This window comes from Pseudoalteromonas sp. APC 3224, from assembly GCF_030407535.1.
Lineage (GTDB): Bacteria > Pseudomonadota > Gammaproteobacteria > Enterobacterales > Alteromonadaceae > Pseudoalteromonas.
On the sequence record NZ_JASDDF010000059.1, the window covers coordinates 1 to 11,315 of the forward strand.

At 40.1% G+C, this 11,315-nt stretch carries 11 protein-coding genes; 9 read left to right on the plus strand and 2 right to left on the minus strand.

Annotated elements, in window-relative coordinates; genetic code table 11:
- The first annotated feature begins 144 nt into the window (after positions 1-144).
- The 9 genes from QL989_RS18680 (at position 145) to hisIE (ending at position 8,804) form a co-directional block, all read left to right on the plus strand.
- Positions 145-1,095 carry a helix-turn-helix domain-containing protein gene (locus tag QL989_RS18680; protein ID WP_290171626.1) on the plus strand — a complete coding sequence of 317 codons (951 nt, stop codon included), beginning with the start codon at positions 145-147 and terminating at the stop codon, positions 1,093-1,095.
- 646 nt (positions 1,096-1,741) lie between these two features.
- On the plus strand, positions 1,742-2,641 hold the full coding sequence (gene hisG / locus QL989_RS18685; RefSeq protein ID WP_076920229.1) for an ATP phosphoribosyltransferase: 900 nt from the start codon (positions 1,742-1,744) through the stop codon (positions 2,639-2,641).
- A gap of 5 nt (positions 2,642-2,646) precedes the next feature.
- Positions 2,647-3,948: a histidinol dehydrogenase gene (hisD, locus tag QL989_RS18690; protein ID WP_290171628.1), complete on the plus strand. Its 1,302-nt coding sequence runs from the start codon at positions 2,647-2,649 to the stop codon at positions 3,946-3,948.
- Positions 3,938-5,026 (plus strand): histidinol-phosphate transaminase, encoded by a 1,089-nt coding sequence (gene hisC / locus QL989_RS18695; protein ID WP_290171629.1) that lies wholly within the window; start codon positions 3,938-3,940, stop codon positions 5,024-5,026. Before hisD ends, hisC begins: the two co-directional genes overlap by 11 nt.
- On the plus strand, positions 5,023-6,084 hold the full coding sequence (gene hisB, locus QL989_RS18700; protein ID WP_290171631.1) for a bifunctional histidinol-phosphatase/imidazoleglycerol-phosphate dehydratase HisB: 1,062 nt from the start codon (positions 5,023-5,025) through the stop codon (positions 6,082-6,084). Before hisC ends, hisB begins: the two co-directional genes overlap by 4 nt.
- A complete protein-coding gene (hisH, locus tag QL989_RS18705) occupies positions 6,081-6,671 on the plus strand; it encodes an imidazole glycerol phosphate synthase subunit HisH (RefSeq protein WP_290171632.1) in 591 nt (196 codons plus the stop codon). The genes hisB and hisH overlap by 4 nt, the downstream gene beginning before the upstream one ends.
- A gap of 32 nt (positions 6,672-6,703) precedes the next feature.
- Positions 6,704-7,438 carry a 1-(5-phosphoribosyl)-5-[(5-phosphoribosylamino)methylideneamino] imidazole-4-carboxamide isomerase gene (locus QL989_RS18710; RefSeq protein ID WP_290171633.1) on the plus strand — a complete coding sequence of 245 codons (735 nt, stop codon included), beginning with the start codon at positions 6,704-6,706 and terminating at the stop codon, positions 7,436-7,438.
- Positions 7,420-8,199 carry an imidazole glycerol phosphate synthase subunit HisF gene (gene hisF / locus QL989_RS18715; protein ID WP_290171634.1) on the plus strand — a complete coding sequence of 260 codons (780 nt, stop codon included), beginning with the start codon at positions 7,420-7,422 and terminating at the stop codon, positions 8,197-8,199. Before QL989_RS18710 ends, hisF begins: the two co-directional genes overlap by 19 nt.
- Positions 8,190-8,804, plus strand: a complete 615-nt coding sequence (gene hisIE / locus QL989_RS18720; RefSeq protein WP_290171636.1) for a bifunctional phosphoribosyl-AMP cyclohydrolase/phosphoribosyl-ATP diphosphatase HisIE — start codon at positions 8,190-8,192, stop codon at positions 8,802-8,804. Before hisF ends, hisIE begins: the two co-directional genes overlap by 10 nt.
- Before the next feature lie 492 nt (positions 8,805-9,296).
- Here hisIE and QL989_RS18725 read toward each other — a convergent pair whose 3' ends face one another.
- Positions 9,297-9,836 (minus strand): cytochrome b, encoded by a 540-nt coding sequence (locus QL989_RS18725; RefSeq protein ID WP_290171638.1) that lies wholly within the window; start codon positions 9,834-9,836, stop codon positions 9,297-9,299.
- Between the two features lie 16 nt (positions 9,837-9,852).
- A complete protein-coding gene (locus QL989_RS18730) occupies positions 9,853-10,860 on the minus strand; it encodes a catalase family peroxidase (protein WP_290171640.1) in 1,008 nt (335 codons plus the stop codon).
- Positions 10,861-11,315 lie beyond the last annotated feature (455 nt).

The window sequence follows — 11,315 nt, forward strand, 5'->3', positions numbered from 1 at the left end:
GTTTTTAATAGTAAAAAAACATTTAAAAACAATAACTTTAAAACTATATAAGTCTTTAAAGTATCTTTTAATGTTACTTATACAAAAATTAAAATACTATGTCTGCACAGGCATTTTAAATAGTCCGATTGGGCCATAAGAATTATGAAAAATATAGCAATTATTGCCTATGAGGGCTGCTGGGCTGTTAGCGTATTTTTAGCTAAAGATTTTTTTACCATTGTTTCTTTACTCGACACACATTACTCATTACCTCAAAGTTATAACGTAGAAATAATAACGACCGACGGTGCACCTATAACAAGCTCGAGTAATTCACTGGTTATTGCCGATAAGTCACTTACTGATAAGCAGTATGACTTAGTTATTATACCGCCGATAGAAGGTTCTAAATTAAAAAATATGCCACGGGGCACTGAGTTAATTATTGAATGGTTAAAACCTAAAATAAGTAGTAATACGTCTATTCTTTGTTTAAGTAATGGCTCTTATTTTTTAGCGGCAACAGGTAAATTAAATAAAACGGTGATTGCTACACATTGGAGCTTAGTCAAGCCGCTAAGTGGATTATTTCCTGATTGCCAATTTATTAGTCATAAATCGTATTTAAGAAAGGGAAATATATATACAACGGGCTCTTTTGAAGCGGGTATTAGCGTACTTTTAAGCCTTGTTGCTCGAGACAAAGGCGATCGTTTTTCTCAGCAGTGCGCTACTCATTTACTTATTTCTGACTCTGGTAAGTTAAACCTTATTTTGCCTCAATTTAATAATCACAGAGACGAAAAAATTAACGAAGTACAAGATTGGATTCATAATTACTCAAGCGGTGTAGTCACTATCAATAAATTAGCAAAACAATTTAACTTTAGTGAGCGCAATTTAAAAAGGCGATTCTCACAAGCAACAGGTATATCAATCAACAAGTATGTACAAGAAGTGCGCATAGATAGAGCCAAAAAACAGTTATTAGCAACAGATAAAACCGTGAACGAAATATCAGTCGATGTAGGATATGAAAACAGTAGCTTTTTTTCTCGCTTATTTAAAAAAAGCACAGGGTTAACACCTGCAAAGTGGCGTAAAAATGATTAATCAACTTTGTTTAAATAATGATTTAAGCCCAAGAGTTCAATTCCATCATCATTTTAATTACCGTTTTTTTGTGATTTAGTTTGCTCTTTATAAAGCACTTCGTTTTTTCTTTTTTGTAATTCAAGTTGTAATTTTTGGTAGCTGCACCGTTTTACACATCTGCGATATAAGACATACCTTTAGACTCATACTACAAACCGATTACTTTATCCAAATAAGTGGGCATCATAGCTATGCGTACCCCCTTCAAAAATTCAGTCTATTGATGAATGAAAATCAAACAATTCATGTAACACTAATTTAAATGGGTTATATTCTTAGTACCGGCAGTTATAAGATATTCTTTAATTAAAGAAAATTTTCCTTGCCATGATGTTAGTGAATATGTTTTTATAAATGCGAAATTTATTAAACAAACAGCAGCTAAGCGTTAACATAGTAACGAATAGCTAAACAGGATATAAAAATGCTTAATTCACTGACAGTTGTACATCACCACCATCATTCATCGGAATAACCTGTCAGGTCTTTCGCTGAGAGGTTGTTCCTAAAAGGAAACCTCTGGCGAATCAACATACCAAGATTCATTTTCGCCCTGAGGTTTCCCCTCGGGGTTTTTAGTTTTTAAATTAAAGGAAAATGAGTAATGAATAATAGTAATCGTCTTCGTATCGCCATCCAAAAAGGTGGCCGCCTATCTAAAGATTGTCAAGATCTACTTAAACAACTGGGTGTAAAACTCAATCTTCGTGAGCAGCGTCTAATAGCACACTCAACCAACATGCCTATCGACGTTTTGCGTGTGCGCGATGACGATATTCCAGGCTTAGTTATGGATGGTGTATGTGATTTAGGTATTGTTGGCGAAAACGTATTAGTTGAAGTGCAAGCAGAAAGAGAACGCCAAGGTGTACCGAGTGAAGTAACAAAGCTTGCTAAACTTGACTTTGGTTACTGTCGTTTAGCACTTGCATGGCCACAAGAACTTGGTAAACAAGACAAGAGCTGGTTTGAAGGCAAACGCATAGCAACCACTTACCCAGAAATTTTAAGCCAATACCTAAAACGCGAAGGCATAAACGCCAGTACAGTAATGTTAACAGGTTCAGTGGAAGTAGCACCACGAGCAGGACTTGCCGATGCGATTTGTGATTTAGTTTCTACAGGCGCAACGCTTGAAGCAAATGGCTTAATGCAGGGTGATACAATTTTAGAGTCAAATGCTTGTTTAATCCAAAACACTCAACTACAAGATCCTGAAAAATTAGCGCTCATTAATAAACTAATGCCTCGTTTACGTGGTGTAAAGCAAGCTAAAGAAAGCAAGTACATTATGTTACACGCACCAAAAGACAAGCTTGATGAGATTTGTGAAATTTTACCTGGCGCTGGCCAACCTACATTACTGGCTCTTGCGGGGAATGATGAATATGTTGCTCTACACATGGTGAGCAGTGAAACCCTATTTTGGGAAACCATGGAACAACTCAAGGCCCTTGGTGCCAATTCTATTTTAGTTATGCCAATTGAAAAAATGATGGAGTAACAACAATGCTTCGTTGGAATGAGGAATCATCACAAGTTCAGGCAGCGGCGCTTATGCGCCCTGCTGTATCAGCAAGTGAAAAAGTAGAAAGCATTTGCCAGACTATTTTGGCAAAAGTTAATGCGCAAGGCGATGCCGCTCTACTTGCATTAGCAAAAGAGTTTGATAACCGAGCCAAGCCGCGTTTACGTGTTCCACTTGATGAAATTAATGCCGCTGAGAAAATGCTAAGCCCAGAGCTTAAATATGCAATTGATACCGCTTATGCCAATGTGAAATGTTTTCACCAAGCGCAACTACCAAAAGATATTAAGTTATCGACTCAACCCGGCGTTGACTGTGAACTGAAATATCAAGCCATCGAAGCAGTCGGTATTTATGTACCTGGCGGAAGTGCCCCTCTTCCGTCATCGGTTATTATGCAAGGTGTATTGGCGCAGTTAAGCGGTGCAAAAACCGTGGTATTAACCACCCCAGTACAAGGTGATAAAGCAATTAACCCGGCTATCTTATATGCAGCTAAATTATGTGGTATCACTACAATTATTGAAAGCGGCGGTGCAGGCGCGATTGCTGCAATGGCCTATGGCACGGAGTCTGTTCCTAAAGTGAATAAGATTTTTGGCCCAGGTAACAGCTTTGTCACTATGGCAAAACAGTTAGTCGCACAAACGATTCCAGGTATGGCGATTGATATGCCAGCAGGGCCATCAGAAGTGTTAGTGATTGCAGATGAACGTGCAAACCCAGAGTTTATTGCTGCAGACTTACTCTCTCAAGCAGAACACGGGGCTGACTCACAAGTTATTTTATTATGTAACAGTGAAACCATTATTGAACAAACGCAAGATGCACTCACACGTCAACTTGCCAACTTAAGCCGAAAAAACACTGCCGAACAGGCATTGGCTAATTCGTCACTTATTCTAGTTGATTCAGTAGCTCAAGCGTTTGACGTATCAGCGCAATATGGACCAGAGCACTTAATATTACAACTTGCAGATGCCACTCCTTATTTAGATAAAGTAAAGAATGCAGGCTCTGTATTTGTTGGCGATTACACCCCTGAGTCAGCGGGCGATTATGCCTCAGGCACTAATCACGTGTTACCCACTTATGGTTACAGTGCAACTTATTCTAGCTTGAATTTACTTGATTTTTTCCGTACTTACACAGTACAGACCATCAGTAAACGTGGCTTAACTGAGCTTTCAAAAGCTATTTTACCCTTAGCAGATGCAGAAGGCCTAGATGCCCACGCTAATGCGGTTTCAATTCGTTTAGAGGCAATAAAAAATGAGCAATGATAGCGGCTTATTACCTGATAATATTGCAGCGCTTGCTGCGTATAGCTCAGCTAAAAGTGAAAAACTAACCGGCACAACCTGGCTTAATGCGAACGAAAGCCCGTATGCTAAAAACCTTGAAATAACAATTGAAGACTTGAATCGCTATCCAGATCCTCAGCCTCAATTAGTTATTGACCGCTACGCTGCCTATGCTGAGCTTGAAAACGAAAATGTATTAATGACTCGCGGCGCAGATGAAGGCATTGAATTATTAGTACGTGCCTACTGTGAACCGTCAAAAGACAGTATTGCACTATTTTTACCAACATATGGTATGTACAAAGTAACGGCCGATACACACAACGTCGCAATCAATGGCCTAACACAAGCGCTTTTATTAAATGGCAGCGTGGATGAAATAGTTGCCGCTGTGGGTAGCTCAAAACTAGTGTTTATTTGTAATCCAAATAATCCAACTGGAAGCTTAACGCCGCTAGATAAAGTAAAAGCCATTGCCACTGCGGTTGCAGGTAAAGCATTAGTGATTGTTGATGAAGCCTACATAGAGTTTTGTCCAGAGCAAAGTGCAACACAACTTATAAACGAGTTTAGTAACATTGTTGTGCTTCGTACACTCTCAAAAGCATTCGCACTCGCGGGTTTGAGAACAGGGTTTACTCTCGCTCAGGCCAGTGTATTAGCGCCTATTCGTAAAGTCATTGCACCGTATCCGGTATCGGGTGTGGTGGCCAGCATTGCAGCACAAGCCATTGCCCCTGATGCCATTACCTCAATGCGTCGCCAAGTAACGATTTTAAATAGCTTAAAGTTAAAGCTTATTGACTGGTTAAACGCCTCCCCTGCAGTATTAAAAATACTTACTGGTGAAGGCAACTTCGTTACTTTAAAGTTAGCTAACAAGGATTACTTTAAACAAGCGCTTAAACAAGGCTTAGTAATGCGCGCCTTCACCTTATTTAATGAAGATGATTGGCTACGTATTTCAATTGGTAATGAACAAGAATTAGAACAAGTAAAAATTTGGTTAGATGGCCTGCAATTGCCACAAACCGCAGCACAACAGGAAGTATCATGAGTAACCCCTATTTATTTATAGACCGCGATGGCACTATTATTGAAGAGCCAATCACCGATAAACAAGTCGACAGCCTTGAAAAACTAGCTTTTTTACCAGGTGTCATTCCTGCTTTATTGCAACTGCAAGCAGCAGGCTATCGCTTAGTGATGGTATCGAATCAAGATGGCTTGGGCACAGACAGCTTTCCAACTGCCGATTTCGATATTGCTCAAGACAAAATGATGGACATACTGCATAGCCAAGGCATTAGCTTTGAGTCAGTATTAATTTGCCCACATTTTGATGAACAAAACTGTGATTGCCGTAAACCAAAAACAGGCTTACTAACCGAACTGATGCGCTCAGGCAAGGTTGATTTAGCACGTTCATATGTAATTGGCGATCGCCAAACCGATATTGGTCTTGCGCAAAACTTATGTTGTGAAGGCATTTTGTACGATGGCAGCTGGCCTGCCATTGTTACCAAGCTAACCACAGCCAACCGCGAAGGCCGTGTTACGCGTAACACCAAAGAAACCCAAATTGATGTAGCCATAAACCTAGATCAAACTAAAAATGGCAGCATTGAAACTGGCCTTGGCTTTTTTGATCATATGCTTGATCAAATTCGTACGCACGCCAACATTGGTTTAAACATTAAAGCCAAAGGCGATTTACACATAGACGAGCACCACCTTGTTGAAGACATTGGTATTGCACTAGGTGTTGCCCTTAAACAAGCGCTTGGCACTAAATCGCAAATAGCGCGCTATGGTTTTGCACTGCCAATGGATGAATGTAAAGCAGAGGCACAAATTGATTTATCAGGTCGCGCTTCATTTGTATTAAACGCTAACTTTAGCCGTGAAAAAGCCGGTGATTTAGACGTACAAATGGTTGAGCACTTTTTTAAAAGCTTAAGCGATAATGCCGCTATTAGCCTTATTCTATCGGTGAGTGACGGTAACTGTCATCACCAAGTAGAAGGCTTATTTAAAGCGTTTTCACGTGCTCTTCGTATGGCAGTAGCACAAGACACCAGCCAACAAACAGCCAGCTCTAAGGGATGTTTATGATTGCCATAATTAATACCGGGTGTGCCAATATTAACTCAGTGCGGTTTGCATTTGAGCGTTTAGGGAAAACCCCTACGGTGATTACTTCGCCAGAACAATTAGCAGGCTATGAACGTGCTATTTTACCCGGTGTTGGTCATGCATCTGTTGCTATGAAGCGTTTGGTTGATAATGGTTGGCAGCAAGCAATTAACGAATATCAGCGCCCGCTAATGGGAATTTGCTTGGGGATGCAGTTACTGTGCGAAAGCACTGAAGAAGGTAACGTGCAATGCTTAGGTAAAATACCAGGGCAAGTAAAAGCCCTTGATGTAGGGAGTTTAACGTCACCGCATATGGGCTGGAATAACTTAAGCATTAATAAAGAGCATGCACTTACTAAAGGGTTAACACAAGACGAGCAAGTGTACTTTGTTCATAGCTTTGCGCACACCGTAAACGACGCAACACTTGTAAGCGGCGAATACGGCCAAACCTTTTCAGCCATAGTTGCTAAAGACAATTATGCAGGCATGCAATTTCACCCTGAACGCAGCGCTAAAGTGGGCACGCGTTTATTACAAAATTTTATTGATTGGCAACTTTAGGTTGCTCTTCATGCTTTTAAAAGAGAAATACAGTGATTATTCCAGCATTAGACGTATTACAAAATCAAATTGTTCGTTTATACCAAGGTAAATACGACACCGCCCAGTTTTATCCTTTTGAGCTTGGCGCACGGTTAAAAGAATACGCCGACAGCGGCGCAGGTAAATTGCACCTTGTAGATTTAGAGGGCGCACGGGATCCAAGTAAAAAACAGTGGCAACATATTCAAGCAGCAACAAAATCGCTTAACGTACCTTACCAAGTAGGTGGCGGTATTCGTTCAGAGCAAGACGTGAGCGATTGGCTAAAAGCAGGTGCAAACCAAGTGGTTATTGGCTCAATGGCAGTTGAAAAGCGTGAGCAAGTAAAAGCCTGGATTGAACAATTTGGTGCTGAGCACTTTGTAATTGCCCTTGATGTTAATAAAGCTGCAAACGGATGGGCACCAGCAACTCACGGTTGGCTAAACGAATCTGAGTTTGGACTATTTGAACTGATTGATTTTTACGTTGCTCTGGGTGTTATTGACTTTTTATGCACGGACATCAGCAAAGATGGCACCATGTCAGGCCCTTCTTTTGCGCTTTATGAAGATTTAATTAATCATAATGCAAATATTAAAGTGCAAGCCTCAGGTGGGGTAAGCTCGTTAGATGATATTAAAAAGCTCAATGAACTTGGTGTGGGTGGCGTAATTTTAGGTAAGTCACTACTTGATGGCGCATTTAGTGTTGAGGAGGCGTTAGCATGTTATCAAAACGCATAATCCCCTGTTTAGATGTAAAAGATGGCCAAGTAGTAAAAGGCGTTAAATTTAAAAGCCATGAAATAGTGGGCGATATTTTAACAATGGCAAAAGCATACAGCGATGCTGGTGCCGATGAACTGGTTTTTTACGAAATCAGCGCAAGTGTTGAAAAACGCCTACTTGATGTTAACTGGGTTGAAAACATTGCCCGCCACATTGATATTCCATTTTGTGTGGCTGGCGGTATTAAATCGGTAGCCGATGCAGCACGGGTTTTAGAGCGTGGTGCCGATAAAATAAGTATCAACAGCCCTGCTATTGCACGCCCTGAACTCATAAAAGAGCTACACGATGAATTTGGTAAGCAATGTGTTGTTGTAGGTATTGACAGTTTTTACGATGAAGTAACCGGCGAATACTTAGTGTATCAATTAACCGGCGATCCTAATGCGTCAAGCCGCACCCGTTACAAAACCGAGGAATGGGTTAAACGCGTACAAGACTTAGGTGCAGGCGAAATCGTTTTAAATTGTATGAACCAAGATGGTGTTCGCAACGGTTACGACAACGAGCAACTCAGCAAAATACGCCAGCTGTGTGATATTCCTTTAATCGCCTCAGGCGGTGCAGGCAGTATGCAAGATTTTGTTGATGTATTTCAACAAAGCGAAGTCGATGGCGCATTGGCAGCAAGCGTTTTTCACAAAAATGTGATTAACATTGGCGAATTAAAACAATATTTAACCGATAACCAAGTGGCAGCAAGATTATGCAATTAACACAAAAAAACCAAACCCAAGTTGATTTTGCTAAAAGCGAAATGATCCCTGCTATTGTTCAAGATGCCCGCTCTGGCGTTATTTTAATGCAAGGCTTTATGAACAGCGAAGCGTTAAAAGTTACGCTTGAGAGCAATAAAGTGACTTTTTATTCGCGTTCTAAATCGCGTTTATGGACTAAAGGCGAATCATCAGAAAACTACTTAAATGTGGTATCGGTTCATACCGATTGTGACTACGACTCAATTTTAGTAATGGCTAACCCAGAGGGCCCAACGTGCCACTTAGGCACACAAAGCTGCTTTGGCGATGATGCTAAACCAAGCTTAAGCTTTTTAGCACAATTAGAAGATGTCATTGTTGAGCGTAAAAATGATGACCCATCAAAAAGCTACACTGCGTCACTGTTTGCAGAAGACTTAAGCCGTAGCTGTCAAAAAGTAGGTGAAGAAGGTGTAGAAGTGGCACTTGCAGCAATGAAACATGACAACAATGAACTTACCAACGAATCGGCCGATTTGTTGTATCACCTCGTTGTACTACTACAACGCCAAGGGTTAGAACTCACTGATGTAGTTGCTTGCCTACAAGGTCGTCATAAGTAAATACAACGATTACTGTGTGCGCCATTATGTGGCGCACATCGTTATAAAAAGCCATAATTTTTTTAATTCAGCCTCTCAATAGCATTTATTCTCTCCCTTAGGTATCCTTTAACTAGGGTCTGCTGACCTTTGCGGATTAATATTTGTTCAAACTAGGGGCGGTTTAATCGCGGCGCGAGGTTTGCAACCTAGTGGGCTCGATAACTGCTCCTGCGTTATTCTACTGGCTTACATCCATGTAAGAATAAGTAAAAACCGAGCAAAGCTTCCGCGTCCTGCTCACGCCCCTTACCTACATCCATGTAGGCAACAAAGAGTAAATCGCCTCTAGGCAGAACCCTTCGGGCAGCGCCTGTTTGGCATTGATGCTGCGTTATCGCCTATTTATGTGGAATATTCACACTACTTAGGCTCTTCCTTGCCTAAATACCAAACAGACTGCTGCAAATTTAATCTCAAAAGGTCAACAGCCCCTAATTAACTTTGACTAAATTATTTATGCTTACCCGGTAACATAGAACCCAATACGCCATCTTGCTTTATTAAACCATGATAAAGTGCAGCGCTTACATGCATAAAAATAAACAGTAAAAATGCATAAGCAATTAAGCCATGTGCTTCACGAAAAAATGCATAGGTCTCAATATTTTTACTAACTAAATTAGGCAAAGTAAATATACCAAAAAAGCTCACAGAACGTTCGTCAGCACTTTGCATTAACCAGCCTGAAATTGGCATTAAAATCATAGACGCATATAAGCCCACTTGGGTTAAATGTGCCGCTAAAGCTTGTGCTTTAGGCACACTTTGGGGTAATGCAGGGCTTTTATGCAGTACTTTATTAATTAATCTTATCGCCACTAATATCAGTGTTAACACGCCAAACGATTTATGTAGTTGTATAGCTTCTACTTGCCATACGGCTAAACTTTGTACCATCGATAAACCAAGAAATAACATAGAAAGTATAATTAATGCCATTGCCCAGTGAATAAGCATACTCGACGCTGAGTATTTAGTAATTGTGTTCATTGACTCATTCCTGTGATTAATTATTTAAAAGTACTTCTTTAGCACGACGACGAAATGACTCTGCATACGCAGCGCCACGGGCACGTAAAATAGGATCGGCACTTGGCTCAATACCTGTTGGTAATACCAGCGGATCAAAGTTCATGTTTTCACATACCCCACCCTGTTGTGCTTGCAAGCGTGATATTACTAACGTACCAGCGTTAATGGTTTTGCGCGATTGTGGCCATAAAACAGTTGGGTTGTTTTCATCATCTTCTTCGGTTGCAAAGCTAAACAGCATATCGAACTTAACCGGAGACTGAGCTACTTGGTCTTTAAGTTGTAGTTGCAACGCATCTGGTGAATTATTATTAAGTGGTTGGATATTTTCATCACTTAATAGTGGTTTAGCAATCCAGCGTACGGCATGCTTTTCATCATTCTCATCCACCAAATAAAACGCATTGATACTGTGGTATTGCTCAGTGGCAAAGCTACTGGTTGGCGTGTAGCTTGCTTTCCAGTTATTAAAAGCAGCACTTTCAGGGTGCGCTGCAAAAAACGCTTTAATTTTTTCTGGGCTGCGCTTTTTAGTCACCGGATCGGGTGAAAGTGCTTGTAGTTGTTTAAAAAACGCTTCTGGCGTAGCTACGGCCATAACTGGAGGCGTATTCATTGCCACCCGCCATTCTTGGTTATCATCAGTAGTTATAGAAAACGCTAAACTACGCACAGGTGCTTTTAAATCAGGTGCAGTTGGATTATTACCCGCAATAGAAAAGCGACCTACAAAAGGACTTGCCCCTAAATCAAATACCTTCGCTTGCGAATACTTAGCAAGCTCACCCGTTGACTCAAAAGAGCCTGCTAAACAAATACCTTTTGCGTGTGCTCGGCGAAATCCCTTATGGGTTTTATCACCTTGCTGTAAATTAACAAAACGCTGTGCAGTCACTGCGTCACGATTAAATGCGCCAGTAAAATACAAAATAGTCAGGGCAAATAAGCTAATAATTGCTATTAAGATGATTTTTTTACTCATGGTAGGATTTGACCTCGTATGATTATTTTTTGATGACTATGTTGGAATTTTTCACAGTTAAAATTACCCGCGAAAATAATGGCTAACCATTGCTGAGTGATGCTTTGAGTTGAAGTGTTTTTATCAAGCAATACCTACATCACTCTTACAAGACCGCTCCTAAGCAATTAATATTTCAATTTAATTTGTAAAAAGTACAGTTTGTAGCTTTAATACTATATAGCTAATATTTTAGGCGTCTGCTTTTAAAATGCTGATTGTTAATTATACTTAGCCCAAAATAAAGCAAGTATTAAGTTGCACTTTTGGTGCTTTCTACAAAATCATACAAATTAAAACAAAACCGTACAGCAATAATAAATTATTGAAATTAGAATGTTATTTATTACCTACTACCTTACTGCTTCTTTTAAAGTAGTTATAGATTAATAACTTACATTTCAGGTAAATTCGAA